Genomic DNA, 25,862 nt, shown 5'->3' on the forward strand with positions numbered 1-25,862 from the left:
GTTGCGCTACCCGGTTATTTTTTGACGCATTGTCCGGACGAGACGGCGCTGCCCAGACCCGGCGCCTGCGCCGCTACGGGGCGGAGGTCATGCATGGTGATGGCAAACCCGAGCGAGGACTCGGTGGTGGCCTTGGCAAAAACAACCCCGGCCACCTGTCCGTCCATGGTCAGCAGCGGGCCTCCGGAGTTGCCCGGCTGCACGTCCCCGGCGAGCCGGTAGACGTCCTCGGGGGCAGCATTCTTGCCGTAAATGTCGGGGACGAGCACGGTAGTGATGTCCTGAATCCGGGCCGGCTTGGACTGGAAGGGGCCGCCGTGCGGATAGCCGGCGAAGGCCGCGGCGGTGCCGGAGTGCAGGTCTGACGTCAGGGGAAGCGGCGCCGCTTGGAGGCCGTCCACCGCCACGACGGCGAGGTCATGCTGGGTGTCAAAGTACACAATGCGGCCGGGCAGGGCGCCGCCGCCGGGCGTCTCCACGACCGGTTCGTCGACTCCGGCCACGACGTGGGCGTTGGTCACCACTCGCCCGGGGGCGACCACGAAGCCGGTTCCGGTCTGGTTCTGGCCGCACTGGTACGCTGTGCCTGCGATTTTCAGCACCGACGCGGCGGCCTTGTTCAGCGCCGGGGTGTCCGTGTTGGTGTCCGGGACGGCGACGGGCTGGCCGTGGCCGAATCCGTCGAGCAGGGTGGGTATGCCCTCGCCGATCACGGCGGACCGCAACTGCGCCATCGACGCCTTGACCGGCGTCGGCGTCACGCCGTCAATGAATCCGATCACCTTGGACTCGGCGAGCTGCTGCGAAACGAACGGCACCCCGAGGGCACCGATGCTGAACGCGAGCATCGACATCACGAGGGCGGACACCACCACGTTCACGCCTCCCCCGACGAGGCGGTCGGCCGCCCGCAGGGGCGTGAAGGGAACCACACTGCGGATCCGCCGCCCGATCATGGTGCCGAGGCCGTTCCCCACGATCATCAGCACGACGGCGGTGGCAACAATCGCCGTCAGGCGCCAGCCGCTGTCCTCCACTAGTCCGCTGACAATGGGAACGGACACGAACGCGGCCACCGCGCCTGCCGCGAAGCCAGCGATTCCCCCGAGCGTCACGAGGAAACCGTTGCGAAGGCCATGTATGAGGTAGGACAGCAGCGCCACAACCAACACCAGGTCCAAAATGGTCAAGCCAAACACCGGGGCTCCTTACAGACAGGTCAGCCACGATTCTAGCGGTGTAAGCTGAACGTTTGCCGATCGGCCGCCATGCCTGGCGGGTCTGCCGGGATCGGCGGGGACTTCGCAGGTGGCGAGCATTCGGGCCCTTCGGGCGTTTCGCTGCCAACTACGTCACAGAAGCGCAGAAATTCTGAAAGAATGGCTGAAGCGCCCCAGCCGACACAGCTAGTCAGGAGATTTCATGGATATCGAGGTATTGCGCCGCGCACCCCTTTTCGCCACGCTCGACGACGAGGCGTTCCGTCTGCTGACGGACGAACTCACCGAGGTGGACCTTTCACGCGGTGCCTCGGTATTCCGGGAAGGCGATCAGGGCGACCAGCTCTACTTCATCGTCTCCGGCAAGGTAAAGCTCGGCCGCACGTCGCCGGACGGCCGCGAATCGCTGCTGGCAATCCTCGGCCCGGGTGAGCTTTTCGGCGAAATGGCACTCTTCGACCCCAGCCCGCGGACGGCCACGGCAACCGCCGTATCCGAGACGCGTCTCGCCGGCCTGAAGAACGAAAGCCTCAACGCACTGCTGCGCACGCGCCCCGAGGTTTCGGCCCAGCTGCTGCAGGCCCTGGCCCGCCGCCTGCGCCGCACGAACGATTCCCTCTCCGACCTCGTCTTCTCCGACGTGCCGGGCCGTGTGGCCAAGGCACTGCTGGATCTGGCCGACCGCTTCGGCCGCCCCGCGACCGACGGCGTCCTGGTTGCCCACGAACTGACGCAGGAAGAGCTGGCCCAGCTGGTCGGCGCCTCCCGTGAAACGGTCAACAAGGCCCTCGCCGAATTCGTGCAGCGCGGCTGGCTGCGCCTGGAAGCCCGCGCCGTCGTCATTCTAGACATGCAGCGCCTGCGCCAGCGTTCCCGCTAGGAACCCCAGCAGCACGCACGAAGGCCGGCCCCGGACAACGGGACCGGCCTTCTGTCGTTCCGCCGCGGACTGCTGGTCGGCTGGTCCGCGGGACATGCTGGCCGGCTGGTCGGCTGGACATGGCCATTTTCTGTTGCCGCGACACCGGGACATGCCCAGCCCTGACACTGAGGACTGGACATAGTCCCACTATGTCCAACGGTCGGCGCCCACGAAGGGCATGTCCCGGGCCGACGCGCGGCACGGAGGGACATGCCCAGTCGCGGCAAGCAGAGAGGGGCATGTCCCCCGGGCCGGCGGCCTCACAAGCCCACGCCAGCGGGCCGCGCCGTGTGGCCTAGCGCTCCCGCTGCGGTTCGCCGGCCACGGTCTTGGCGGCCTCGACTTCGAGCATGAGCCGGCCCTCTTCCTCGACGAGCTTCGGCTGGTACACGTGGGCTTTGCGCTTGTAGCTGAGGTAGGCGATGCAGCCGTTGGCCTTGGCCATCTTTTCAAGCATGATTTCCGAGCCCGGAACCAGGAGTTCGCCCAGGGTGCGGCCCACGGTGTTCTCCTGACCGACCTCGTCGCCCAGCACGGTGCTGTCCCGGTCGCTGACCACCTTCCGGACGCACACCCACCGGCCCCAGACGCCCTTGCTGGCCAGCAGCGAAGGCTGCTGGTTCACGGGCACGGTGGCGGCGAAGTAGCGGGTGTTGAACCGGCGGTGCGCAAAGTCGGGGCTGAGCCAGTTGACCAGGGGCTTGAGCAGGTCCGTGCGGACCGAAAGCCCCCGCTTCGCCAGCACGTCGGTGAAGGATTTCTCCTGATCCGCCACGGCCTCGCGGGCCCGCATCCATTCGGCACTCGATGTCGATTCCACCGTCGTGGACAGGTCCGGGCCGGCCAGCAGGATTCCGGTCTCCTCGAAGAGTTCACGGATGGCGCCGACCACATGGCGGCGCGCCAGCCCGACGTCGGTCATCCCCATCTGCTCGGCCCAGTGCTGCGGCGACGGGCCAAGCCAGCCGACGGCGTCGCCGTCGGACCCCTCCAGGGATCCGCCTGGAAAGGCGAGAACGCCGAGCGGGGAGGACCCCGTCCGGTACCCGAGCCAGGTTTCCAGGCCCGTGGGCGAGTCCCGCAGCAGAACCACTGAGGAGGCAAAACGCGGCGCGCGGGGCGTGCGTTCACCATGTTCAAGCCAGCTGCGCGCTGCTCCTTCGAGATCGGGGGGCAGAACGAACAGGCGGCGTGCTAACTGAGGCAAAGAAGTGACCGGCCTTCTAGGCGAATTCGGCGATCAGTTCGACTTCAACAGGAGAGTCGAGCGGGAGGACGGATACCCCGACTGCGGAGCGTGCGTGCTGACCGGCGTCGCCGAGCACCTGGCCCAGCAGCTCCGAGGCGCCGTTGATGACACCGGGCTGGCCGGTAAAGGAGGGATCGGAGGACACGAACCCGACCACCTTGACGATCCGCGTGATGCGGTCGAGATCCCCGATCACGCTCTTGACGGCCGCGAGGGCGTTGACGGCGCAGACCGCGGCGTAGGCCTTGGCCGCTTCCGGAGACACCGTGGACTCGTCCGAGGCGCCTTCGGAGCCGGCAGAGACCTTGCCGGTGGCCTCGAGCTTGCCGTTGATGAACGGCAACTGGCCGGAGGTGTAGACGTGGTTGCCGGAAATGACGGCAGGAACGTAGGCGGCCACCGGTGCTGCGACGTCGGGGAGCGTCAGGCCAAGCTCGGCCAGACGCTGTTCGACGGCGGACGACGCGCCCGCGCCGCCAACCTGGGTCGCTGCGCCTGCTGTCGGGGCGGCTGCGGTTTCGGTGACGTTTGCCGGGCTTGCGGGCATAGCCGGAACTGCTTCTGAGGGGGTGCTCATGACTACTGCTTCTCCCGCTTCAGGTAGGCAACCAGGCCGTTTCCGTCAGGGCCGGGAACAACTTGGACCAGCTCCCAGCCGTCCTCGCCCCACTGGTCCAGGATCTGCTTTGTGGCATGGATAATGAGCGGAATCGTGGCGTACTCCCATTTGGTCATGACATAAAGCCTAGTCGTTGCCGGTAAAGTGGAAAACATGGCGACTGGCAAGAACCCTTTATTTGACACGGCCACCACCCTCGGAAAGATCATTCTTTTCCTGGGCGTGAGCGCAATTTGTGGCGTCCTGGTGGCAGGCCTCCTGGTCCCCGCGGCAGCCGTTTCCGGCAGCGCGGCGAGCGGATCCATCCAGTTCTTTGACACGCTTCCAGCCGAGCTGAAGGTCGATCCGCCCAGCCAGGCGACCACCGTCCTCGCCGCCGACGGCAGCGTCATCGCCAACCTCTACACGGAAAACCGCACCCGTGTCTCGCTCGACCAGATGTCCCCGAACATCAAGAACGCCATCATCGCCATCGAGGACAACCGCTTCTACGAGCACGGCGGCGTGGATACCACGGGCATCCTGCGCGCCCTCGTCAGCACCGCCCGCGGCCAGAAGCAGGGCGCGTCCACCATCACGCAGCAGTACGTGAACAACGTCATCAACTCCTCGCTCGAGGCCGAGGGCAAGGGTGACCAGGTCCTCCTCAACGGCGTCAACAAGGGCGTCGGCGACAAGCTCCGCGAAATGAAACTTGCAATCGCGCTGGAAAAGAAGTTCACCAAGGATCAGATCCTTGAGGGCTACCTGAACATCGTGTTCTTCAACCGCGACGCCTACGGCATCGAAGCCGCCTCCAAATACTTCTTCAGCACCACGGCCAAGAATCTGACCCTGCCGCAGGCCGCCCTGCTGGCCGGTGTGGTGAACAGCCCCTCTTTCTACGACCCGATCGCCCACCCGGACAACGCCAAGGTCCGCCGCGATCTGGTCCTCAAGGCCATGGTCACCCAAGGCAAGATCAAGCAGGCCGAGTACGACGCCGCTGTTGCGACGCCGGTGACAACCAAGGTCACCCAGCCGCACCAGGGCTGCGCCTACGCGTCGACGGCGCCGTACTTCTGTGACTACGTGGTGCACCTGCTGCTGAACAACCCGGCCTACGGCGCTGACAGCGCCGAGCGCGAGCGGAAGATCTTCCGCGGCGGCCTGACCATCAAGACCACCCTGGAACCCAAGGCCCAGGCCGCGGCCCAGACCCAGGTGGACGCCGCAGCCGGCGCCAACCCCGATAAATGGGGCGCCGCGCTGGTCTCCGTGGAGCCAAAAACCGGCAAGATCACCAACATGGCCCAAAACACCTCGTGGCTGTCGCTCAAGGGGAAGTTCGACACCGAACTCAACTTCAACGTCGACAAGTATGACGACAAGGGCAATGACCTCAACGGCCTTGGCGGTGCCCAGCCGGGCTCCACCATGAAGCCGTTCACGTTCGCCGAATGGCTAAACGAGGGCAAATCCATGAACACTGTGGTGGACGGCAGCGTGCGCGAGTACCCGACGGGCTTCCCGTGGAAGAACTCCTGCGGCACCACCACCGGCACCTACAGCACGAGGGAACATGCCGCGAACCCGGACGGCATCGCGGAAGACCTCCAGAATGCCGACCCGAATTACTACCACCCCATGACGGTCCTGAAGGGCCTCTACAACTCAATCAACACGATCACCTTCGCCTCCGCCGCGCAGCTCGACTTTTGCGGTATTCAAAAAATCATGGACGCCGCCGGCCTGCACTCCGGTCTACCCACCGTGGACAAAGACGGGAAAATAGTCGATCCGCACCCAAAGATCAACATGTCGTACGTGCCTAACCTGCTGGGTTCCACCCAGACCTCCCCCCTGACCATGGCCAGCGCGTTCGCCACCTTCGCGAACGATGGCCGCTACTGTGCACCCATCGCCATCACCTCCGTGACGGACGCAACCGGCGCCAAGCTGCCCGCCCAGAACACGGACTGCCGGGACGCCATCAAGCCCGAGGTCGCCCGCGGCGTGAACTACGCCCTGCAGGAAGTCCTGAACCGCGGCTCCGGTGCGCTCATTGTGCCCCGCATTTCCACCAAGACCAGCTTCCCGATCGCGGCCAAGACCGGTACCTCGAACACCAACGGGTCGACGTGGGTGGTGGGCCACACCACCGGGCTGGCCACGGCCGCCTGGTTCGGCGACCCCCTCGGCAACCAGGGGCGCTCCGGGCAGAACATCACCGTGAACGGCCAGTTCTACACGGGCATTGACGGGTACATGATCGCCGGGCCGATGTTCTCCAGGTTCATGGCCGAGATCGCCCCGTCACACGGCACCGATCCGTTCCCGGAGCCGCCGTCGAACCTGCTGGGCGACACCAACCCGTACCAGCAGCCCAGCGACAACGGCGGTTACACCAACAACTTCGTGCCTCCGGCAACGCAGAACCCGGTTCCGTCCACGGCACCTACGGCCAACCCGGCGCCGACGGCCAACCCCGTGCCGGCACCGGCACCGACGTCGAATCCGGTGCCCGTGCCGAAACCCACCAAGACGAAGTAGCCAATGACACTGGGGAATGATCTGGCAAGCCGCGTTCGAAGCATCGGACGCGGCTTTGCCGTGACCGCCGCGATCGGAACGGCGGCGGCGACCGCGGCCACCGGCTACGGCCTGTGGGAGAAAAACCAGTTCGAACTCCGCGAGGAAACCCTTCCCGTCCTGCCGCCCGGCTTCGGCCCGTTCCGGATCCTCCACCTCTCCGACATCCACTTCGTGCCGGGCCAAGACCGGAAGGCCCGGTGGCTGTCGTCCCTGGCGGAGCTGCGGCCGGACCTCGTTGTGAACACGGGCGACAACCTCAGCCACGCCAACGCCGTGGCCCCCCTGGTGGCGGCTCTGCGTCCCCTGATGGAATTCCCGGGCGTGTTCGTTCCAGGTTCCAATGACTACTTCGGCCCGCGGTTCAAGAACCCCGCCTCATATTTTCAGGGCCCCTCCGTCCAGCGTAAGGACCCCGAGAAACTGGACTGGGCCCGGCTGCGGTCTGAATTCGGCATGTCCGGTTGGGTGGATCTGACCAACCGCTGCCAGTCCCTCGTGCTCAAGGGCATCCGCTTCGACTTCTCCGGGGTGGACGATCCCCACCTGCGGCTGGAACGGTACGCCGGCTGGCCGCGCGGCACCAAGGGCCGCGACGCCGACCCGCACCTGCGCGTCGCCGTGGCGCACGCCCCCTACCAGCGCGTCCTGGACCACTTCACCGAAGACGGGGCCGATCTCCTCCTGGCCGGCCACACCCACGGCGGCCAGATCTGCATCCCGGGCTTCGGGGCCCTTGTCACCAACTGCGACCTTCCCACCTGGCGGGCCCGGGGCCTGCACGCGTGGGAAGTCAACGGCCGGACGACGCCGGTAAACGTCTCCGGAGGCATCGGCACCTCCCGCTTCGCCCCGGTCCGCATCGCCTGCCGCCCGGAAGCCGTCCTGCTCACACTGACCGCCCGCGCCTAAGCCTGTTGGCCGGCCGGCCCTCGGGCTGGCCCACCGACCGGGCGCGTCCCCGCTTGGAGCTCCTGCCCGCGGGACATGCCCTCCTTTCGTCGCGAGCACTGGACATATGGGCACAGTGTCCATCCCGCGGAGCCAAGACTGGACATGTCCCCCCGGAGCTGGCACGAAGACTGGGCATGTCCCCCCGGAGTTGGCACAACGACTGGGCATGTCCCGCCGGAAGGCAGGTCCGGGCACCCACGTCTTCATTGCGGATCGTAATGACTGCGCCAGATTCCGGGACCGACAAATACCCTGTGAATCCGCTCACTGCATGGCCTAGGGTAGTTGCTACAGGAAACTACATTCAACGGTGCTATGTATGCACGGGCGTCCTAAGAAGCAGGCATGGCCAAGCAGAGTTCATTTTTCACCTCCATCAGCCGTCTCTATCCGCATGTCCGGCCCATCCTGCCCCGGCTGGTCATGGGGCTGCTCAGCGCGCTGCTGGCCAGCGTGGTTGCGCTGGCCATCCCCCAGGTCCTCCGTGTCCTGGTCAACGAGTCCCTCAAACCCGGCGGCAGCGCGACCGCCGTCTGGACCTCGTCGCTCGTAATCTTGGGCCTGGGCGTCGCCGAGGCCGGGCTCGTGGCGCTGCGCCGCCAGTTCGTCATCAATCCGGCCACCACCGTGGAGACCCGGATGCGGGTCTCGCTCTACGGCCATCTTCAGGACCTCACGGTCTCCTTCCACGACCGCTGGGGTTCCGGGCAGCTGCTCTCCCGTGCCATGACGGACCTGAACTTCCTGCGCCGCTGGATGGCGTTCGGCGCCATCATGCTGGTGGTCACCACGCTTACCGTGGTGATCGGCGTCGCGGTGATGTTCTCCATGAGCTGGCAGCTGGCCCTGATCTTCCTGGCCGCCGCCGTGCCGATCATGATCTACGGGTTCCGCTTCCGCACGAGTTTCAGCAAGGTGGCCCGGCGCAGCCAGGACCAGGCCGGTGACCTCGCCACGACGGTCGAGGAATCCGTCCACGGCATCCGGGTCCTGAAGGCGTTCGGCCGCAGCCGCGAGGCGCTGGAGAACTTCAATGAACAGGCCGAGGGGCTGCGGCAGACCGAGATTGCCAAGGCCAAGCACCTGGCGACCTTCAGCCTGGTGGTGACGCTCCTGCCCGAGCTCGCCCTCGGCGCCGGACTCGTCGTCGGGATCCTGCTGGCCTCCACGGACCAGCTCTCCATCGGCTCGCTCGTGGCCTTCTTCGCCACCGCCGCGGTGGTTGCCGCGCCCGTCGAGTTCTGCGGCATGCTGCTGGCGATGGCCCTCACCGCGAAATCCGCGGTGGACCGGCACTTCGAGGTCATGGACGCGCAGAACACCATCACCAGCCCCGGCCAGCCGCGCCGGCCGGCCGAGCTCAAGGGCGCCCTCAGCTTCCGCAATGCCGGATTCGCGTTCGAGGACGCCCCGGACAAGCCAATCCTCAAAAACATCAGCCTGGACATCCGGCCCGGCGAAACGATGGCCCTCGTGGGCATCACCGGCAGCGGCAAGAGCGCCCTGCTCCAGCTGGTCCCCCGCCTTTACGACGTCACGGACGGCGCCATCACCATCGACGGCGTGGACCTGCGCGAGTTCGACGTGGAGGACCTGCGGACGGTGGTTGCCGTCGCGTTCGAGGACACCACCTTGTTCTCCAGCTCCGTCCGGGACAACGTCCTGCTCGGCGCGCCCGACGCCGGGTCGGCGGAAGGCCGCGACGCGGCCCTGGCGGAAGCCCTCGACGTCGCCCAGGCCCACTTCGCCTATTCCCTGCCGGACGGGGTGGACACCCTGATCGGCGAGGAGGGCCTCAGCCTCTCCGGCGGGCAGCGCCAGCGCATCGCCCTGGCCCGCGCCATCGCAGCGAAACCGTCCGTGCTGGTCCTGGACGACCCGCTCTCGGCCCTGGACGTGAACACCGAGGAACTGGTCGAGAGGCGGCTGCGCGAGGTCCTCGCGGACACCACCACGCTGATCGTGGCCCACCGGCCCTCCACGGTCGCCCTGGCCGACCGGGTGGCCCTGCTCGAGGACGGCCGGATCACCGCCGTCGGCACCCACACGGAACTGCTCGCCACGAACAGCCACTACCGGTACGTAATCGCCAGCCTCGACACGGAACCGCGGGACCTGGATTCAGAACTGTCCGCCCTCGAAGACCAGTCCGAGGAGATTTCCCGATGAGCAGCGCAACGTTCGGCACCGCCAACGAGGACAACGCCCACCTCAGCCGGAACGAAAGCCAGGCCGTCCGGCGGCGCTCCCTGGCCCTGCTGGGTTCCCTGATCCGTCCCGTCCGGGCCCGTTTCTGGCTGACGATCGTCGCGGTCGTCCTCTCCCAGGCCGCCCGGGTGGCGGGGCCGGCACTGATCGCCTTCGGAATCGACCACGCCCTGCCGGCCCTGCGCGCCGGCGACAGCGTTCCGCTGATGATCGCCGGCGTCTTGTATGTGGCCGCGGCCGCCGTCACCGCCGGACTGACCGCGCTCTACGTCACGTCAACGGCCCGGCTCAGCCAGGCCATGCTGCTGGACCTCCGCGTCCGGGTCTTCCGCCACACCCAGCGGCTGAGCCTGGAATTCCACGAAAAATACACCTCCGGGCGCATCATCGCCCGGCAGACCTCGGACCTGGAGGCCCTGCGCGAGCTCCTCGATTCCGGCGTGAGCTCACTGGCCTCGGGCATCCTCTTCATGACATTCACGGCCATCACGGTATTCGCTCTGGACTGGCGCAGCGGGGTCCTGGTGCTGGCCGCCGGCGTCCCGATGTATTTCCTGACCCGCTGGTACCAGAAGCACTCGCAGGCCGCCTTCCGTGAATCCCGGGTGGTCTCGGCCCGGCTGATCGTGCACTTCGTGGAGACCATGACCGGAATCCGTGCCGTGAAGACGTTCCGCAAAGAACGCGAAAATGCCGCGCGCTACGCCGGCCTCTCCGAGGACTACCGCCGCGCGACCGTCCGCACCATCAACCTCAACGGCATTTTCCAGCCCGGCCTGGTGCTGATCGGCAACGTCTGCGTCGCCGTCGTGCTGCTCACCGGCGGCTTCCGGGTCCTCAGCGGCGACCTCGCTGTCGGCGTGCTCCTGGCCCTGATGCTGTCCACCAAACGCTTCTTCCAGCCGGTGGACCAGATGGCGATGTTCTACAACTCCTTCCAGAGCGCCCAGGCGGCCCTGGAGAAGGTCTCGGGCCTGCTTGAGGAAATCCCCACCGTCCGGCCGCCGAAGACACCGGTCGCTCTGCAGGACGCGCGGGGCACCATCGACTTCGACGGCGTCGAATTCCGCTACGGCGACGGCCCGGTCATCATTCCGCGGCTGGACCTGCACATTCCCGCCGGCCAGACGGTCGCGCTCGTCGGGCAGACCGGCGCCGGCAAGTCCACCCTCGCGAAGCTGATCGCACGCTTCTACGACGTCTCCGCCGGCTCCGTCACCCTCGACGGCGTGGACCTGCGCCAGCTCTCGACCGAGGACCTGCGCCGCAACGTCGTTATGGTCACCCAGGAGGCCTTCCTGTTCAGCGGCTCCGTGGCGGACAACATCGCCCTGGGCCGGCCCGACGCCTCCCGCGCGGAGATCGAGGACGCCGCCCGGGCGGTGGGGGCGCATGCCTTCATCACGGAACTTCCCGACGGCTACGACACCGACGTCAACAAGCGCGGCGGCCGCGTCTCCGCCGGGCAGCGCCAGCTGATCAGCTTCGCCCGCGCATTCTTGGCCCGCCCGGCCGTCCTGATCCTGGACGAGGCGACCTCCTCGCTGGACATCCCGTCCGAACGCATAGTTCAGCAGGGCCTCGCGGGGCTCCTGCGCGGCACGCGGGAGGCAAGCATCCGGGAGACGGGCCCGGACGGGGTCCGCGGCGCCGGACGGACCGCCCTCATCATCGCCCACCGGCTCTCCACCGTGGAGACGGCGGACCGGGTGCTGGTGGTGCACGACGGACGCGTCGTCGAAGACGGCACGCCCCAGCAGCTGATCGGCGAGGGCGGCGCCTTCGCCCGCCTCCACGGCGCCTGGAAGGACTCGCTGGTCTGAGCCGCCCGCGGTCCCTGTTTCACGCCCGATTTCGCATCCGGGGCCTTGATCGGATACTCTTGTGAAGTTGCTTTTGAAGCAGCGGATCGGGATGTGGCGCAGCTTGGTAGCGCGCGTCGTTCGGGACGACGAGGTCGCAGGTTCAAATCCTGTCATCCCGACCAGTAATAAAAGAGGACCCTCCACGCGGAGGGTCCTCTTTTCGTTGCGGCGGTGCCGGGGCCCGCCCCCAGGATCGGCCAGGATTGGCCCGGGCGCACTGCGGCCCCGGAGGGGATCCTCCGGGGCCGCAGTGGAAATGCGTGCTGCAGATACCGGCGCGTGCTGCGCTGGACCTGTCACATCGGGCGTCTTACATCGGGTCGGGCCAGTTGCCGACGTTCGTCGATGCGGTCATCGGGTCGGGCCAGTTGCCGACCGCCTGCGCCGTGCGCATGGGATCGGGCCAGTTGCCGACAGCGGCAACGTGGGAGCCATCGGTCAGTGAAGCAGCGGACAGCACGGCCGGGGCCGCGGCGGAGAATGCCAGTGCGCCCGCCAGGACGGCGCCGGCTGCAATCTTCTTCAACATAGAGTTCCTCAATAAGCGTTGGGGTCCTTAACCAAGTCATCACTACCCTTGTTGACACACATTGTAAAATGGTTTCCACAGAGACTGTCAAGCATTTAGTACAAAGATTGTCCGGAATTAGGAGGTATCCGTGGGGAACGGATTTGGGGAGAAGCTCCGCGCGGAACGGCTCGAACGCGGGCTGACGCAAGCGGAGCTGGGCCGCGACCTTTACTCCCCCAGCTACATTTCTCTGCTGGAAACCGGACGCCGCGAGCCCACTGCCGACGTCATCGAGGAGCTGGCCCACAGGCTCGAGCTGGCCCCCAAGGCGCTTGAGGCCTGGAGCCAGCCGGTGTCCATCAGCGACGCAGAATATGTGCTCGCCGGACTGTATGCCCGGCAGGCCTGGGACCTCCGGGACTACCCGGTAGCCGCCGCCCACGCCGCCGCCGCGGCCAAGATCGCCCTGGAGGCCAAGAACACCAGCGCGTGGTGGAACATGACCTACATGCAGGCCGAGTGCCTGATCAAACAGGGCCTCTGGCAGGAGTGCAAGGACGTCGTCCAGAATCTTCTGGAGCACCCGATGGCCGCGGAGTCCGCCGGGCTCGGCGTCCGGGCAGAACAGATGCTCGCCGCAGCCTCCCAGGGCCAGGGCCAGCTGACCGCCGCCGTCGAGCACGCGCAGGAAGCCGTGCGGCTCTGCGCCGGGCTGCCCAAGGGCTCCACCATGATCATCGGGGCCCTGCGGGCCCTCATCGGCGCCCTGGCCGAGAGCGGCCGGCTGGATGAGGCGTGGGAATACTGCCAGGCCATGAACGCGCAGATGGATGACCACTCCATGTCCCAGCTCGCCGGCGAGGTGGCCTGGGTGATCGGCAACGTGGCCTTCATGCGCCACGACTACGCGGAGGGCATCAAGTACCACGAGCGCGCCGGCCGGCTGCTTTCCCCGGCCAACGACATCGACCTGTGGGCCCGGTTCAACAAGGCCTCCGCGGCCGTCCGCCTGTCCTCGGGAATTGTGGAACCCGAAACCCTGTCATCGATCGAACGCGCCGAACTGGCCCTCTCGATTGTGGGCGGCAACAGGACCGACCAGCTGGAGGTGGCCTTCATCCGGGCCCGCTGGCTCTACCTCACCGGGGACATCGTCGCCGCGGTCCAGAAGCTGCGGGAGATCCACGCGGAACGGCAGGTCCTGGCCCGGCACACGGCAGGGGAGGTCTCGCTGCTGCTGGGCAAGGCCCTCAAGGCCGCGGGCGAGTCCGCCGAGGCGCTGGTCTACCTTGAGGAAGCCCAGAAGGAGTTCAGCGCGGCAGGAGCCTCGGACCGGGTCCAGCAGGCGCTGGATGCCGTGCTGGAGATCCGGCTCGCCCAGCGGCGCGCCGAGGCTGCTTCCACCGAGGCCTAGCCCCGCGGGCGGCGGCCCGGCAGGCGCTCCGCCGCGGCTAGGCGAACGTCCGGCCGGTGAGCTTCTCGTAGGCCTCCACGTAGCGGCTACGCGTGCGCGCCACGACGTCGGCGGGCAGCGGCGGCGGGGGTGTGTCCGAGGCCTTGTCCCAGCCGGACTCCGGCGAGGTCAGCCAGTCGCGCACGTACTGCTTGTCATAGGACGGCTGCGCCTGCCCGGGCCGGTACGTGGCGGCATCCCAGAAGCGCGAGGAGTCCGGGGTCAGCACCTCATCGCCCAGGGTGATCACGCCGTTCGCCGCGTCGAGGCCGAACTCCACCTTGGTGTCGGCCAGGACGATCCCGCGGCCACGGGCGATGCCCTCGGCCTTGGTGTAGATCTCCAGGGTGAGCTCGCGCAGCCGGGCCGCGACGTCCTCACCCACGAGGCCCACGACGGCGTCGTAGGTGATGTTCTCGTCGTGCTCGCCCACCTCGGCCTTCGCCGAGGGCGTGAAGATGGGTTCCGCCAGGCGCGATCCGTCCACCAGGCCGGCGGGCAGCGGGATGCTGCACACGGTGCCCGATGTGCGGTACTCCAGAAGCCCGGAGCCGGTGAGGTAGCCGCGGGCGATGCATTCGACCGGGAACATGTCCAGCTTCTTGCAGATCATCGCCCGGCCCTCGACGGCGGCCGGAACACCGCCCTCGGCCGTGGAGGCGAGGACGTGATGGGCGACGCCGAGCTGTTCGAACCACCACAGGCTCAGCTGGGTCAGGATGCGTCCCTTGTCCGGGATCTCGCTGGCCAGCACGTGGTCGTAGGCGCTGATGCGGTCGCTTGCCACCACCAGGACGCAGTCCTGGCCGACGCGTTCGGTGATGGCGGCGTCGGCGGGGATGTATAGGTCACGGACCTTGCCGGAGTAGACGTGCTGCCAGCCCGGGAGGTCCTGCGTAGCAGTGTCCAGACCGCCCTTGGGCTGGGAATTGGGCTGGGCGGGGCCGGGCGTCGAGGCTGCGGGTTCCGTCACGGTCATGCCTTCGCTTTCGACGCGGCCGGTGCGCCCGGCGTCGTCACCTGGATTTGGCCGCGCGCGGCTTTGCGGCCGATGTCGGTGCGGAACTGGCTGCCGTCCAGCTGGACGAGCTCGACGCCGTCGTACGCCCGTTCCCGGGCCTCCACCAGGTCGGTGCCCAAAGCCACGACGGCGAGGACGCGGCCGCCGGCGGAGACCACCCGGCCTTCGTCGTCCAGCTTCGTGCCGGCGTGGATGACGTGGACGCCTTCCAGCGCGTCAACCTTCTTCAGGCCGCGGATCCGGTCGCCCGTCCGCGGGGTGTCTGGATAGTTTTCGGCGGCCACGACGACGGCGACGGCGGTGTCCTTGGACCAGCGCAGCGGCTGCACCTTGTCCAGTTCGCCCTTCGCGGCGGCCATGAGCAGCCCGCCGAGGGGCGTCTTTAGCCGGGCGAGGACGGCCTGGGTTTCGGGATCGCCGAACCGGACGTTGAATTCGATGACCCGGGTGCCCCGCGGGGTCAGGGCGAGGCCGACAAAGAGCACACCGACGAAGGGCGTCCCGCGGTGGGCCATCTGGTTGACCGTGGGCTGGGCGACGCGGTCGATCACTTCCTGGACCAGGCCTTCGGGGGCCCATTCCAGCGGGGTGTAGGCGCCCATGCCGCCGGTGTTGGGGCCTTCGTCGTTATCGAAGATGCGCTTGAAATCCTGCGCCGGGGACAACGCCACGGTGTTGCGGCCGTCGCAGAGGACGAACACGGAGACCTCGGGACCGTCCAGGAATTCCTCGATGACCACGGCGCCGCCGGCGTCGAAGCAGGTCTGCGCGTGCGCCAGGGCCTCGTCCCGGTTGGAGGTGACCACCACGCCCTTGCCGGCGGCGAGCCCGTCATCCTTGACGACGTAGGGGGCGCCGAAGGTGTCGAGGGCGTCGGCGGCTTCCTCGGCGTTGGAGGCCACGCGGGCCATGGCGGTGGGGACACCGGCCTCGGCCATGACTTCCTTGGCGAAGGCCTTGGAGGCTTCCAGCTGGGCCGCGGCCTTGCTGGGCCCGAACACCGGGATGCCGGCGGCACGGACGGCGTCGGCCACACCGGCGGCGAGGGGCGCCTCGGGGCCGACCACCACCAGGTCCACGGTGAGCTTGACCGCCAGCGCGGCGACGGCGTCGGGATCGTTCGCGTCGATCGCGTAGGTGGGGACGAGCGCGCTGATACCGGCGTTGCCCGGGGCCGCGTGGACCTCGGAAACGTTGGGGTCTGCAAGCAAGGATCGGACAATGGCGTGTTCGCGGCCGCCGGGGCCGATGACAAGTACCTTCACAGTCTCCAAGGGTACGTGGTGGACCCCGCAGGCTCCTAAGCTGTGTCGGCCGCTGGACATGCCCGTTCCCGCGCCCGGGCATGCCCAGCGCGGGCGTGATCCACGGGACATGCCCACTCCCCGCCCCGTCTGCCAGGCACCCCCACGGGACATGTCCAGTCCCCGCCCCGCCCGCTGGGCACAATGCCATCATGCTCACGCCCCGGCCCTAGGGCTGGGCATGTCCCTCGGAGCCCGGTGAGCATGTCCACTCGCGTGGTCCGGGGCTGAGCATGTCCAGGCACGGGGTCCAGGGCCGGGCATGTCCCTCGGAGCCCGGTGGGCATGTCCACTCACGTGGTCCGGGGCTGAGCATGTCCAAGCGCGGGGCCCGGTGAGCATGTCCAGGCACGGGGCCCAGGGCTGGGCATGTCCCTCGGAGCAGGGAGTTTGTCCACTCGCCTGACAATCCGGCGGGCGTGCGGCTACGAATGGCCTGTATGAACAAGCCCAGCATGAAGTCCAGCAAGCGGCCCCGCGGCGCCACCGCCCTGGCCGCGGTGGCCGGAGTTGCCGCCGCCGCCGTCGTCCTCTCCGTCGCGGAACTGATCGGCGCGTTCTTCACCACGCGGGCGACGCCCCTGATCGCGCTGGGCTCGACGTTCATCGACTTCACGCCCCTGTGGATGAAGAACTTTGCCGTTGAAACGTTCGGCACCAACGACAAGGCGGCGCTCTTTGTCGGGATGGCGGTCACGATTCTGCTCCTCGCGTGCGTGCTCGGCATCGTGGCCTACCGGAAATGGGGCCTGGGCGTGGCCGGAGTGCTGCTAATGGGCGCCGTGATCGTCGGCAGCGTCGTGACCCGGGCCGGCGTCAAGCCCGTCGATGCCATCCCCTCCCTGATCGGCACCATCTCGGGGCTCGTGGTGCTGCGGTTCCTGATCACCCGGCTGTGGCGCATGCAGGAGTGGCCGGACCGGGCGGCGGACCTCGCCGCGAAGGAACCCGAACGCCCGGCAACCACGCGGCGCGGATTCTTCGCCGCCGCGGGAATCACGGCCGCTGCCTCGGCCGTTGCCGCGACCGGCGGCCGGATGCTCAGCTCCGCCCGCAGCAACGTGGCCGCGGCCCGGGAGTCCCTTCAGCTGCCCGCCCCCGCCAAAGCCGCCGCTGCGGTCCCGGCCGGCGTCCAGTCCAAGGTCCCCGGCGTGGTGCCGTGGCTGACCCCGAACAAGGACTTCTACCGGATCGACACGGCCCTCAGCGTTCCGGAGATCAACGTCCAGGACTGGGAACTGCGCATCCACGGCATGGTGGAACAGGAGGTCCGGCTGACCTTCCAGGACCTGCTCGACGCCAAGCTCATCGAATCCCATGTCTCCCTGACTTGCGTGTCCAATCCGGTCGGCGGAAACCTGGCCGGCAACGCCAAATGGCTGGGCATGCCCATCCGCGACGCCCTGAAGATGGCTCGTCCCAAGGCCGGTGCGGACATGGTGCTTTCCACCTCTATCGACGGTTTCAGCGCCTCCACCCCTCTGGAGGTCCTCCAGGACGGCCGCGATGCAATGCTGGCAATCGCCATGAACGGCGAAGCCCTCCCGCTGGAACACGGCTACCCGGTGCGGATGGTGGTCCCCGGGCTGTACGGCTTCGTCTCCGCCACCAAGTGGGTAGTGGACCTGGAGGTCACCCGGTTCGCCGACAACAAGGCGTACTGGACCCAGCGCGGCTGGTCCGAGCGCGGCCCGATCAAGACCATGGCCCGGATCGACGTGCCGAAGTCCTTCGCCAAGGTCCCGGCCGGCAAGGTCGCAATCGGCGGCACCGCATGGGCCCAGACCCGAGGCATCACCAAGGTTGAGGTGCAGATCGACAGCGGCCCGTGGACCGAGGCCGTGCTCTCGGATGAGGCCTCCCTCATCACGTGGCGGCAGTGGTCCCTGGACTGGGATGCCACGCCCGGCCCGCACTACCTCAAGGTCCGCGCCACGGACGGCTCCGGCGAGGTCCAAACCGACAAGCGGGCGGATCCGGTGCCCGACGGCGCATCCGGTTGGCAGTCGGTGATGGTCACCGTGGAGTAACCGGGGTATCCGCGTCCGGCACCATAGACTTGCTGCATGGCTTTGAACCCGCATGCAACTTTCACAGTCGACTCCGCCGTCGAACTGGCAGTCATCGAACGCAGCGGCTTCGTGGAGTCCCGTCACATCGGCTCGGCCGTCGTGATGGCCGCAGACGGAACCGTGGTGATCGAGCTCGGCGATGTCACCGCCCCCATCTTTGCCCGGTCCACCCTCAAGCCGCTGCAGGCCCTCGCCTCGATGCAGTCCGGCGTGCCCCTGCGCGGCGCCCAGGTGGCCATCGCCTGCGGTAGCCACGTCGGCTCGCTGGACCACATGGACGTCGTGGAAGGCATGCTCAAGGCGGCCGGGGCCAAGGAAGACCAGCTCCAGTGCCCGGCCGACTGGCCGCAGGACGAAACCGCCCGGAACTGGCTCGTCCAGACCGAGCGCGGCAAGTCCAGGCTCGCCTTCAACTGCTCCGGCAAGCACGCCGCCTTCCTCTGGGCGTGCACTGAGAACGGCTGGGACAAGAACAGCTACCTCGAGCCCAACCACCCGCTGCAGCAGCGCATCCGCTCCGTGATCGAGGAGTATTGCGGCGAGCACATCTCGCATCTGGGCATCGACGGCTGCGGCGCACCCGTGGCCGCCGTCTCCCTGACCGGCTTGGGCCGGGCCTACTCGAAACTGGCGAAAGCTCCCGGCGACAAGAACTCCAACGCGCGCGCCGCCACGATCGCCACGTCCATGCTGGATTATCCGTGGGCCGTCCAGGGCCGCGGCCAGGCCAACACGATCGTGATGGACGAACTCGGCATCCTGGCCAAGATCGGCGCCGAGGGCGTGCTGGTCATGGCCACCCGCCAGGGCGTCTCGGTTGCCATCAAGATGCTTGACGGCAACATCCGGGCCGCCACGCTCGTCGGCCTGACCCTGCTCGCAGCCTCCGGCGCCGTCGAAATCCCCGAGGTGTCCAGCGTGCTGGACAAGGTGGTGGACCCCGTCCTGGGCGGCGGCCGCCCGGTGGGCAAGATCCGGCTGGGCCGGGCCGTCGCGGCCCTGCTGGACTAGCAGGCGGAGGCAGGTCAGTGGCTGTATCGCGCCGTCGAATCGCCGTGGACGAGGGCCGCGCGGCCCTCGCCGCCTGGCAGGACGCCAACCCGGCACCCCGCCCCGCAGGGACTAACGGCCCCGGGACAGGCGGCGCAGGGACTAACGGCGCCGGGACAAACGCCGGGACAGCCGCCAGCAGCACAAGCGGCCCCGGGACAGGCCGCACCGTCCCGCGCAACACGATCGCGACGGCGGTGCGCTACTCCCTGGAGGAAGTCACCGCCCGCGCCCCCGGCAACTCCGTGGAGGTGCGCGTCCCACCGTACGGCGTCACGCAGTGCGTGGAGGGACCGCGGCACACGCGCGGCACGCCCCCGAACGTCATCGAATGCGACGCCGCCACCTGGCTGGCAATGGTCAGCGGCCAGCTGAGCTGGGCAGACGCCGTCGCGGCTGGCAAAGTTGCGGCCTCGGGGCTCCGCGCGGACCTGTCCGCCCTCCTCCCGCTCTAGGCTTGGCGGCCAGGCGGCCGGCGGCCCCGGTCGCCTGGCAGACCCTGGGTCCCGGCGCCTCAGCCGCGCCCGATGAACGGCATGCCCGCAGCCGTGACCACGAGGGATCCGACGTTGGCCGACGCCGGCATGCCCGCCATCAGCAGCACGGCCCGGGCGGCGTCCTGCACCGGAAAGGTCGGCTCTGCCTTGCGGCTGCCGTCCGCCTGCACGGCACCCGAGCCGACGCCGATCTCCTCCATGAGATCTGTGGCCGCGTTGCCGATATCGATCTGTCCGCAGGTGATGCCGAACCCGCGCCCGTCGAGTTCGATGCTCTTGGTCAGCCCCGTGATCGCGTGCTTGGTCACCGTGTAGGCCACGGTCCGCGGCCGGGGCGAAAGCGCCGCGATCGAGCCGTTGTTGATGATCCGCCCGCCCTGGGGGGACTGGAGTTTCATGGCCCGGACGGCGGCGGCGGCGCAGAGGAGCGATCCGGTGAGGTTTACCGCCACAGTCGCGTCCCAGTCGGCCAGCTCGATCTCGTCCACCGAGGCCGCGGGGCCGAACACTCCCGCGTTATTGAAGAGCACGTCCACCCGTTCCCACTGCCCCAGCGCCGCGGCGAAGAGCCGCTCGACGTCGGCGGGGACGGTGACATCGCAGGGGACCGAGAGCGCCTGGCGGTGGCCGGCCGCCGTCTCCAGGAGCGGCTCCTCCCGCCGTCCAGCGAGCACCACCCGATAGCCCTCGGCCAGCATGAGCCGGGCCACCGCACGGCCGATGCCGGATCCTGCTCCGGTGACGACGGCGACCCTTCCGGGGGTATGGTGCTGGCTCATGCGGTTCTCCTCGACGGTTGCACGGTTGCCTGCCAGCGTACCGCCGGGAAGGGACCCCGCGGCAGTGTTTCGTGCTGCGGCGGACGTCCACCCGGAGGATCAGTGGCGGGCGCGGGCCCGCTTTCCCGCGGCCAGCGAGCCACCGGTCGCGGACATTGAACGCCCCGCACCGCCGAGGGGCCGCCTGATGACCCGGGGCGTCGAGCCGGGCGCGGCGGGCCGGGCATCGGAACTGCCGTCCCTGATCAGCCCGGTTCCGGCGATCTCCCGCGCCTGGGCGACCCCGGCAACCGCCGCCTTCTTGGTGGGAAACGTGACGGAAACTGCCATCAGGCTTCCTGCTCCGTCCATCATCCGAATGCGGTAGCCGCCGTCGGGCGCGTCCACGAGCTCAAAATATCCCGCCATTGCACATTCCTCGTTCCCTGTATCCCCCGCCGAATTATTAGTAAGTATACTTACTTGGCTTCGGGAGGGAAGCACTGGGGGTACCGGCAGGGCGGCAGCCGCCGCCCTGAGCGGGGCCCGGGGCCGGCGCCGGGTTGGGTCGGAGGGGCCGGTCCAGAGGGCCGGTCCGGGCCGGGCCATCCCCGGGCCGGGCCGCAGGCTACGGGTGCGGGACGGCGCCGTGCGCAGGGTGCCCCGGCCGCCCGGCGCTGCTTCCGGCCGGGCCGGGGGGCGTTGGCGCATCACTGCGGCGGACGCCGTCGTCATGCAGATCCAGTGCGCTCATCACCAACGCGAAGTGGCTGAACGCCTGCGGGGTGTTGCCCAGCTGCCGGCCGGCTTCGACGCCCCACTCCTCACTGAGGAGCCCGACGTCGTTGCGCAGCGCCAGCAGGCGCTCGAACAGTTCCCGGGCCTCGTGACGGCGGCCCGCCCCGATCAGTGCCTCCACCAGCCAGAAGGAGCAGGCCAGGAACACCCCTTCGTCGCCGGGAAGACCGTCGTCGCTTTCCGACGGCAGATACCGGCGCAGGAACCCGTCATGCGTCAGCTCACTCTGGACCGCGTCGATGGTTCCGATGATGCGCGGATCATCCGGCGGGAGGAATCCCACCCGCGGCAGCAGCAGCAGGCTCGCATCCAGCTCGGGCCGCCCGTAGGACTGCACGAAGGTGTTCCGGTCGGCGTCGAACCCGTTGGCCATGACCTCGGCGTGGATGGTGTCCCGCAGCTCTTCCCAGCGGTCCGCCGGGCCGACCAGGCCGAAGTCCCGGACGCCTTTGACCATGCGGTCTGCCGCCACCCAGGCCATCACCTTGGAGTGGGTGAAGTGGCGCTGCGGACCCCGCATTTCCCACAGGCCGTTGTCAGGCTGGCGCCACGCCGTCTCGAGGTGTTCCATCAGGGCCACCTGCACATCCCAGGCGTCGTCGCTGTGCTTCAGGAGCGAGTTTCGCGTCAGGGACAGACAATCGAGCACCTCGCCCCAGACGTCGAGCTGCAGCTGCCCGGCCGCGCCGTTCCCGGTCCGGACCGGAGCGGAATTTTCGTAGCCCCTGAGCCAGGGAAGTTCGAGCTCGGGAAGCCGGCGTTCGCCGTGGAGTCCGTACATGATCTGCAGGTCCGCGGGGTCCCCGGCGACGGCGCGCAGCAGCCAGTCGCGCCAGGCGCCGGCCTCCTGCGTGTAGCCCGCGGCCAGCAGCGCCTGCAGTGTGAGGGTGGCGTCACGGAGCCAGCAGAAGCGGTAGTCCCAGTTCCGGGTGCCGCCGATCTCCTCCGGCAGGGAGGTCGTGACGGCGGCGACGATGCCGCCCGTGGGGGCAAAGGTCAGGGCCTTGAGGGTGATCAGGGAGCGCTGGACCGCGTCGCGGTACGGCCCGGTGACCGTGCACTTGGCGGACCAGTCGTGCCAGAACTTCTCGGTCGAGGCCAGCACTGCTTCCGGGTCCACGGACCGCGGCCGGGACAGGTGGCTGGGGCTCCACGTCAGCACGAACGGGACGCGGTCCCCGGCGGAGACCGTGAAGTCGCTGACGGTGTGCATCCGTTCGCCGCGCAGGGGCGCCTCGGTCACGAGGTACGCGGCATCGGGCCCGGCGACCGCGTGGATCCCGTGCTCGTCGTGGCGGACCCACGGCACGATGTGGCCGTAGTCGAACCGCATGGCCAGTTCGCCGCGCATCCGCACGGTGCCGCGGACGCCCACGACGATCCGCACAATATCCGCCACCTCGTCGCGGGGCGGCATGAAGTCGATGACCCGGACCTTGCCTTCGGGCAGGTCCCACTCCGTCTCCAGGATCAGTGTTCCCTTGCGGTAGCGGCGCCGGGTGCATTCGCCGCCGCCGGCCGGGGCCAGCAGCCACCGGCCGGCCGCGGGGGTGTCCAAGAGCGCGCTGAAGCAGGCGGGCGAGTCGAAGCGCGGCAGGCACAGCCAGTCGACGGACCCTTCGGTGCTGATCAGGGCGGCCGTGTGCAGATCCCCGACCATTGCGTAATCCTCGATGCGTACCATGACACTTACAGTGCCACACCCGCTCCCCGTCCTCGATGAAGGGAGCAGGGAGTGGGAGTTTGAGGAAGGGACTAGGATCCATCCATGCTGCAACGAAACTTCGGACTGTCATCCCTGCAGGTCTCCGCCCTGGGCTTCGGCGCCGGCCACATCGGCTACGACGGCGTGTCGGAGCGCCAGGCCCACGAACTCCTGGACCGGGCGCTGGAGCTGGGCATCACGTTCATTGACACCGCCCGGGGCTACGGATTGTCCGAGAAACGCATCGGCAGCTGGCTCCCGGCGCACCGCGGGGACGTCGTCCTGTCCACGAAGGTGGGTTACGACGTCGAGGGCGCCACCAACTGGAGCGCCGCGGCGGTGACGCGAGGCGTGGACGAGGCGCTGGCGACGCTCGGCACCGACGTGATCGACGTCGTCTTCCTGCACTCCTGCCCCCTGGCGGTGCTGGAGCGGGGCGAGGCCGTGGAGGCTCTGCTTGCCTGCGTGACCGCCGGCAAAGTCCGGGTGCCGGGCTACAGCGGCGAGAATGAGGCCCTCGCCTGGGGCGCCGGGGCCGGCGTCTTCGGAGCCGTGCAGTCCTCCGTGAACCTGGCCGACCAGCGTTCCCTCCGGGAGGTTCTGCCTGTCGCGGCACGCAACGGGCTGGGCGTTGTTGCCAAGCGCCCCCTTGCCAACGCGCCGTGGCGGCATGCTGAGCGCCCCTCGGGGGTCTACGGCGAGACGTATTGGGAGCGGCTGCGCGAGATGGGCCTGGAACCCGACGTCGACGACTGGACGGGCACGGCCCTGCGTTTCTCGGCGTTCAGCCCGGGTGTGTCCACCGCGATCGTGGGAACCTCCAATCCGGCCAACCTGGAAGCTGCGGCAGCCGCCGTCGCGCGCGGCCCGCTGCCCGACGCCGAGCGGCAGCGCTGGGAGGCGGCCTTTGCCGGGCATGCCGGCGACTGGGTCGGGGAGGTCTAGGCGGTCCGGAACCCGACGGCACGGGGCGGGCTGGCATGGCTGACCACGAGCGGCCCGGCCACACAGGGGCCGTGCGGATCGGGACGTCAGGCTGGAGTTATGACCACTGGCAGGGGGTCCTCTACCCGCCGGGCCTGCCGGCCCGGGACCGGCTCGCGCATTATGCGGCCCGGTTCGACACCGTGGAGCTGAACGCGAGTTTCTACCGCTGGCCCCGGGATGACACATTCGCCGGCTGGCGCCGCCGCCTGCCCGCCGGCTTCACCATGTCCGTCAAGGCACCGCGCGGCCTGACGCACGGCAAGAAGCTCTACGACCCGGAGGTGTGGGTGGGGCGCATCACGCGGGGCTGGCACGAACTCGGCGACAAACGGGCCGTCCTGCTCGTCCAGCTCCCCCCGGACTTCGCGCGGGACGACACCCGGCTGGACTACTTCCTGGCCGCGCTGCCCGAGTGGATCCGCGTCAGTGTTGAGTTCCGCCACCCGAGTTGGGACGATGCCGGCGTCTACGCCCTGCTGGAGCGGCGCGGCGCGGCCTACTGCATCATGAGCGGTGCCGGGCTGCCGTGCGTCCTGCGCGCCACCGCTGCGTTCGTATACGTCCGGTTGCACGGCCCGGACCCGGATGTCCTCTACCGCGGATCGTATTCGGACGAGGACCTGGCGTGGTGGGCCGGGCGCATCTCCGAATGGCGGACGGCAGGCAAGGACGTCTTCGCGTATTTCAACAACGACGGCGGCGGCAACGCCGTGCGCAACGCCACCACACTGCGCCGGCTGCTGGGTGCCGGCTGAGCCGTTCCCTGGTTCGCCGGCGTTACGGACGCCCCGCTCCCCGGGCCACGGCGGAATGTGGAACTGAAAAAAATATCGGCCGAAAGGAATATGGAACTGCAGGAATATGGAGCTGCAGGAATATGGGCCGTCCGGAATATGGGACTCGCAGGATCTGACGCTCCGGGGATCCGGCGCCGCGGGAGTCGGGGGCCGCGGGAGTCCGGGGCGCCGGGGATTCGGCACTGTGAAAGAGTGGGGGCATGGAATTGGCGTCTCAACCAGCGCAGCAGCTGCCCGTGTCCGGCAACAGGGCCTTCCGGCTCGCCCACTGGGTGTCGGACACCGTCAACAGGCTCCGGCTCAAGACGGCCCGGCGCTGGAAGTTCGCCCCGCAGACGGTCGCCTATCAGGGCTACGGCTCGACGCAGTGGGTCCGGGTGCTGGGCCGCGTGGTGCTCACCAGCAAGCCCGTGCCCGGCAGCAAGGCGGAGCGGCTGGCCCAGAACGGCAACCAGAACGTCCGGGGCTGGCGCGCCTTCACGAGCGTCCCGGTCCAGTTCACCGCGGTGGAGATCGAGATCGGCGGCATCACCACCCGCGTGCATGCGGACCGCGGCGGCCTGGTGGATACGGTGGTGCCCGTGGAGTTGACGCCGGGCTGGCATACTGCCCTGCTGCGGGCCGAGGGAACACCAGCGGTGGAAACCGCGATTTTCGTGATCGGCCCGGACACCCGCCTGGGTATTGTCTCGGACATTGACGACACCATCATGGTCACGGCCCTGCCGCGGCCATTTCTGGCCCTGTGGAACACGTTCGTGCTCAACGAACGCGCCCGGATGGCGACGCCCGGCATGGCCGTCCTGATGGACCGCCTGAAGGTGGAGCACCCGGATGCGCCGGTGATCTACCTCTCCACCGGCCCGTGGAACGCCGCTCCCACCCTGGCCCGGTTCATGGCCCGGAACCTGTACCCCTCAGGCGCGCTGTTGCTCACTGACTGGGGCCTGACCAACGACCGCTGGTTCCGCAGCGGCCAGGAACACAAACGGCGGAACCTGGAATTGCTCGCCGAGGAGTTCCCGAACATGCGCTGGCTGCTGTTCGGGGACAACGGCCAGCACGATGAGGAGATCTACTCCGGCTTCGCGCAGGAGCACCCGGACCTGGTGGCCGCGATCGGCATCCGGCAGCTCTCGGCCAGCGAGGCCGTGCTCGCCGGCGGCCACTCCGATTCCGGCGACCACTCAGGATCATCCGTGCCCTGGATCTACGCGCCCGACGGCGCCGGCCTGGCCAAAGGACTGCAGGATTTGGAGCTGCTCTGATCCGGACCTGCTCTGATCCGGACCTGCTCTGAC

22 protein-coding genes and 1 tRNA gene are annotated in these 25,862 nt (G+C 68.5%); 13 read left to right on the forward strand and 10 right to left on the reverse strand.

Features of this window, described 5'->3' with window-relative positions:
* Nucleotides 1-14: 14 nt before the first annotated feature.
* Nucleotides 15-1,199 carry a MarP family serine protease gene (locus C8D78_RS07495; protein WP_120951602.1) on the reverse strand — a complete coding sequence of 395 codons (1,185 nt, stop codon included), beginning with the start codon at nt 1,197-1,199 and terminating at the stop codon, nt 15-17.
* A gap of 223 nt (nt 1,200-1,422) precedes the next feature.
* On the opposite strand from C8D78_RS07495, the gene C8D78_RS07500 reads away from it, so the two are divergent.
* Entirely contained in the window at nt 1,423-2,100 is a 678-nt protein-coding gene (locus tag C8D78_RS07500) for a Crp/Fnr family transcriptional regulator (protein ID WP_011693220.1), read from the forward strand.
* Nucleotides 2,101-2,437: 337 nt separating this feature from the next.
* Here C8D78_RS07500 and C8D78_RS07505 read toward each other — a convergent pair whose 3' ends face one another.
* Genes C8D78_RS07505 through sp36 form a run of 3 tightly spaced genes read right to left on the reverse strand, consistent with a single transcriptional unit; the run spans nt 2,438 to nt 4,126 of the window.
* Complete coding sequence (locus tag C8D78_RS07505) at nt 2,438-3,349, reverse strand: NUDIX hydrolase (RefSeq protein ID WP_120951605.1); 912 nt, start codon at nt 3,347-3,349, stop codon at nt 2,438-2,440.
* A 16-nt stretch (nt 3,350-3,365) separates the two neighbouring features.
* Nucleotides 3,366-3,968: a RidA family protein gene (locus C8D78_RS07510; protein WP_120951608.1), complete on the reverse strand. Its 603-nt coding sequence runs from the start codon at nt 3,966-3,968 to the stop codon at nt 3,366-3,368.
* 2 nt (nt 3,969-3,970) lie between these two features.
* Nucleotides 3,971-4,126 carry a Sp36 family protein gene (gene sp36, locus C8D78_RS07515; protein ID WP_009359196.1) on the reverse strand — a complete coding sequence of 52 codons (156 nt, stop codon included), beginning with the start codon at nt 4,124-4,126 and terminating at the stop codon, nt 3,971-3,973.
* A gap of 37 nt (nt 4,127-4,163) precedes the next feature.
* Between sp36 and C8D78_RS07520 the strand changes: the two genes are divergently transcribed.
* The 5 genes from C8D78_RS07520 (at nt 4,164) to C8D78_RS07540 (ending at nt 11,730) form a co-directional block, all read left to right on the forward strand.
* Nucleotides 4,164-6,542 (forward strand): transglycosylase domain-containing protein, encoded by a 2,379-nt coding sequence (locus C8D78_RS07520; RefSeq protein ID WP_120951611.1) that lies wholly within the window; start codon nt 4,164-4,166, stop codon nt 6,540-6,542.
* 3 nt (nt 6,543-6,545) lie between these two features.
* Nucleotides 6,546-7,493 (forward strand): metallophosphoesterase, encoded by a 948-nt coding sequence (locus C8D78_RS07525; protein ID WP_120951614.1) that lies wholly within the window; start codon nt 6,546-6,548, stop codon nt 7,491-7,493.
* A gap of 387 nt (nt 7,494-7,880) precedes the next feature.
* A complete protein-coding gene (locus C8D78_RS07530) occupies nt 7,881-9,704 on the forward strand; it encodes an ABC transporter ATP-binding protein (RefSeq protein ID WP_120951617.1) in 1,824 nt (607 codons plus the stop codon).
* Complete coding sequence (locus tag C8D78_RS07535; RefSeq protein ID WP_120951620.1) at nt 9,701-11,566, forward strand: ABC transporter ATP-binding protein; 1,866 nt, start codon at nt 9,701-9,703, stop codon at nt 11,564-11,566. Before C8D78_RS07530 ends, C8D78_RS07535 begins: the two co-directional genes overlap by 4 nt.
* An 87-nt stretch (nt 11,567-11,653) precedes the next feature.
* Nucleotides 11,654-11,730: transfer RNA gene (locus C8D78_RS07540), tRNA-Pro, on the forward strand.
* A 188-nt stretch (nt 11,731-11,918) separates the two neighbouring features.
* Here C8D78_RS07540 and C8D78_RS07545 read toward each other — a convergent pair.
* Complete coding sequence (locus C8D78_RS07545) at nt 11,919-12,137, reverse strand: hypothetical protein (protein WP_120951623.1); 219 nt, start codon at nt 12,135-12,137, stop codon at nt 11,919-11,921.
* A 130-nt stretch (nt 12,138-12,267) separates the two neighbouring features.
* On the opposite strand from C8D78_RS07545, the gene C8D78_RS07550 reads away from it, so the two are divergent.
* Complete coding sequence (locus C8D78_RS07550) at nt 12,268-13,533, forward strand: helix-turn-helix domain-containing protein (RefSeq protein WP_120951626.1); 1,266 nt, start codon at nt 12,268-12,270, stop codon at nt 13,531-13,533.
* Between the two features lie 37 nt (nt 13,534-13,570).
* Here the strand turns inward: C8D78_RS07550 and C8D78_RS07555 are convergent, their stop codons facing one another.
* Nucleotides 13,571-14,551 carry a phosphoribosylaminoimidazolesuccinocarboxamide synthase gene (locus tag C8D78_RS07555; RefSeq protein WP_120951629.1) on the reverse strand — a complete coding sequence of 327 codons (981 nt, stop codon included), beginning with the start codon at nt 14,549-14,551 and terminating at the stop codon, nt 13,571-13,573.
* Entirely contained in the window at nt 14,548-15,858 is a 1,311-nt protein-coding gene (gene purD, locus C8D78_RS07560; protein ID WP_120951633.1) for a phosphoribosylamine--glycine ligase, read from the reverse strand. The genes C8D78_RS07555 and purD overlap by 4 nt, the downstream gene beginning before the upstream one ends.
* 479 nt (nt 15,859-16,337) lie before the next feature.
* Between purD and C8D78_RS07565 the strand changes: the two genes are divergently transcribed.
* From C8D78_RS07565 to C8D78_RS07575, 3 genes are read left to right on the forward strand one after another with little or no spacing between them, the layout of a single operon-like run.
* Entirely contained in the window at nt 16,338-17,927 is a 1,590-nt protein-coding gene (locus tag C8D78_RS07565; RefSeq protein ID WP_120951636.1) for a molybdopterin-dependent oxidoreductase, read from the forward strand.
* A 36-nt stretch (nt 17,928-17,963) separates the two neighbouring features.
* Nucleotides 17,964-18,980: an asparaginase gene (locus tag C8D78_RS07570; RefSeq protein WP_120951639.1), complete on the forward strand. Its 1,017-nt coding sequence runs from the start codon at nt 17,964-17,966 to the stop codon at nt 18,978-18,980.
* Between the two features lie 17 nt (nt 18,981-18,997).
* Nucleotides 18,998-19,474, forward strand: a complete 477-nt coding sequence (locus tag C8D78_RS07575; protein ID WP_120951642.1) for a sterol carrier family protein — start codon at nt 18,998-19,000, stop codon at nt 19,472-19,474.
* A 59-nt stretch (nt 19,475-19,533) separates the two neighbouring features.
* On the opposite strand, the gene C8D78_RS07580 is transcribed toward C8D78_RS07575, so the two are convergent.
* The 3 genes from C8D78_RS07580 to C8D78_RS07590 all read right to left on the reverse strand — a co-directional run bounded on the left by C8D78_RS07580 (nt 19,534) and on the right by C8D78_RS07590 (nt 22,756).
* Entirely contained in the window at nt 19,534-20,295 is a 762-nt protein-coding gene (locus tag C8D78_RS07580; RefSeq protein WP_120951645.1) for an SDR family oxidoreductase, read from the reverse strand.
* Nucleotides 20,296-20,394: 99 nt separating this feature from the next.
* Nucleotides 20,395-20,703 (reverse strand): hypothetical protein, encoded by a 309-nt coding sequence (locus C8D78_RS07585; RefSeq protein ID WP_120951648.1) that lies wholly within the window; start codon nt 20,701-20,703, stop codon nt 20,395-20,397.
* A 199-nt stretch (nt 20,704-20,902) separates the two neighbouring features.
* A complete protein-coding gene (locus tag C8D78_RS07590; protein ID WP_120951651.1) occupies nt 20,903-22,756 on the reverse strand; it encodes a glycoside hydrolase family 15 protein in 1,854 nt (617 codons plus the stop codon).
* An 84-nt stretch (nt 22,757-22,840) separates the two neighbouring features.
* Here C8D78_RS07590 and C8D78_RS07595 point away from each other — a divergent pair, with 84 nt between their 5' ends.
* The 3 genes from C8D78_RS07595 to C8D78_RS07605 all read left to right on the forward strand — a co-directional run bounded on the left by C8D78_RS07595 (nt 22,841) and on the right by C8D78_RS07605 (nt 25,829).
* Nucleotides 22,841-23,722, forward strand: a complete 882-nt coding sequence (locus C8D78_RS07595; RefSeq protein ID WP_120951654.1) for an aldo/keto reductase — start codon at nt 22,841-22,843, stop codon at nt 23,720-23,722.
* Nucleotides 23,723-23,757: 35 nt separating this feature from the next.
* Nucleotides 23,758-24,519: a DUF72 domain-containing protein gene (locus C8D78_RS07600; RefSeq protein ID WP_120951657.1), complete on the forward strand. Its 762-nt coding sequence runs from the start codon at nt 23,758-23,760 to the stop codon at nt 24,517-24,519.
* Between the two features lie 242 nt (nt 24,520-24,761).
* On the forward strand, nt 24,762-25,829 hold the full coding sequence (locus C8D78_RS07605; protein ID WP_120951660.1) for an App1 family protein: 1,068 nt from the start codon (nt 24,762-24,764) through the stop codon (nt 25,827-25,829).
* The last annotated feature ends 33 nt before the right edge of the window (nt 25,830-25,862 follow it).

The sequence above is a fragment of the Arthrobacter oryzae genome, assembly GCF_003634095.1.
GTDB classification, from domain to species: Bacteria; Actinomycetota; Actinomycetes; order Actinomycetales; family Micrococcaceae; genus Arthrobacter; species Arthrobacter oryzae.

Bases quoted from the DNA above. Each gene is read 5' to 3' on its own strand.
- C8D78_RS07500 (WP_011693220.1), top strand. From the start codon at position 1,423: ATGGATATCGAGGTATTGCGCCGCGCACCCCTTTTCGCCACGCTCGAC.
- C8D78_RS07510 (WP_120951608.1), bottom strand. From the start codon at position 3,968: ATGAGCACCCCCTCAGAAGCAGTTCCGGCTATGCCCGCAAGCCCGGCA.
- sp36 (WP_009359196.1), bottom strand. From the start codon at position 4,126: ATGACCAAATGGGAGTACGCCACGATTCCGCTCATTATCCATGCCACA.
- C8D78_RS07520 (WP_120951611.1), top strand. From the start codon at position 4,164: ATGGCGACTGGCAAGAACCCTTTATTTGACACGGCCACCACCCTCGGA.
- C8D78_RS07525 (WP_120951614.1), top strand. From the start codon at position 6,546: ATGACACTGGGGAATGATCTGGCAAGCCGCGTTCGAAGCATCGGACGC.
- C8D78_RS07530 (WP_120951617.1), top strand. From the start codon at position 7,881: ATGGCCAAGCAGAGTTCATTTTTCACCTCCATCAGCCGTCTCTATCCG.
- C8D78_RS07535 (WP_120951620.1), top strand. From the start codon at position 9,701: ATGAGCAGCGCAACGTTCGGCACCGCCAACGAGGACAACGCCCACCTC.
- C8D78_RS07545 (WP_120951623.1), bottom strand. From the start codon at position 12,137: ATGTTGAAGAAGATTGCAGCCGGCGCCGTCCTGGCGGGCGCACTGGCA.
- C8D78_RS07555 (WP_120951629.1), bottom strand. From the start codon at position 14,551: ATGACCGTGACGGAACCCGCAGCCTCGACGCCCGGCCCCGCCCAGCCC.
- C8D78_RS07565 (WP_120951636.1), top strand. From the start codon at position 16,338: ATGAACAAGCCCAGCATGAAGTCCAGCAAGCGGCCCCGCGGCGCCACC.
- C8D78_RS07570 (WP_120951639.1), top strand. From the start codon at position 17,964: ATGGCTTTGAACCCGCATGCAACTTTCACAGTCGACTCCGCCGTCGAA.
- C8D78_RS07580 (WP_120951645.1), bottom strand. From the start codon at position 20,295: ATGAGCCAGCACCATACCCCCGGAAGGGTCGCCGTCGTCACCGGAGCA.
- C8D78_RS07585 (WP_120951648.1), bottom strand. From the start codon at position 20,703: ATGGCGGGATATTTTGAGCTCGTGGACGCGCCCGACGGCGGCTACCGC.
- C8D78_RS07590 (WP_120951651.1), bottom strand. From the start codon at position 22,756: ATGGTACGCATCGAGGATTACGCAATGGTCGGGGATCTGCACACGGCC.
- C8D78_RS07595 (WP_120951654.1), top strand. From the start codon at position 22,841: ATGCTGCAACGAAACTTCGGACTGTCATCCCTGCAGGTCTCCGCCCTG.
- C8D78_RS07600 (WP_120951657.1), top strand. From the start codon at position 23,758: ATGGCTGACCACGAGCGGCCCGGCCACACAGGGGCCGTGCGGATCGGG.
- C8D78_RS07605 (WP_120951660.1), top strand. From the start codon at position 24,762: ATGGAATTGGCGTCTCAACCAGCGCAGCAGCTGCCCGTGTCCGGCAAC.